1 protein-coding gene is annotated in these 569 nt (G+C 64.0%); it reads right to left on the reverse strand.

The window, feature by feature from the left end; translation table 11 throughout:
* Positions 1 to 98 precede the first annotated feature (98 nt).
* The coding region (locus G7B69_RS16655) for a hypothetical protein (protein ID WP_166181307.1) at positions 99 to 569 on the reverse strand (471 nt) is incomplete at its 5' end.

Here is a 569-nt window from a genome sequence, read left to right on the forward strand (position 1 = left end):
TGTGAGCGGAATGTCCAGTCGGGGGATTGCGGCCGCGGAAGGGATTAGCTTGGCGCGGGCGGAGGATGTCCGCCTTTCGATGATGGACAAGCTGCTGGCTAGGACGAGCGCCGATGCGGTGCGAATTGGTCTGCTTGCAGAGGTCGATCGGGCAAACTAGGCAGGTCGGCGCCGAACTCGTCGCGAAGCGCGAGGAGACACGTTGTCCAGGCGGCGAGGATAGCCGCGACCGCGCTGTCACCGGTTCCGCGGAGTACCCGATTAAGAATCACGCAGCTGATGGTGGCTTGAACGGGGCCGTCATCGTCCTGGTCGATGACCAGGGCAGTGGGCTGGGCCACCAGGTGCCGCGCGGCTGCGTCGTAATCACCTCTTTCGAGAAGCGCCTCAAACGCATCTTCGCCAAGTGACAGCCGTACAAGGTGGCGAAAGGGCCGGGGGGTGAGCTGCAGCAAATGAGCCGCGTGGCGCAGCGCGTTCTCGACGCCCGGCAGCTCGCCCCGGGCAATCATTTCAATGCGACGAAACCACAGCGCCGCCTCGAGCGGCTCAATGTCATCGTTCATCGC

The organism is Croceibacterium segetis (genome assembly GCF_011320115.1).
Classification (GTDB): domain Bacteria; phylum Pseudomonadota; class Alphaproteobacteria; order Sphingomonadales; family Sphingomonadaceae; genus Croceibacterium_B; species Croceibacterium_B segetis.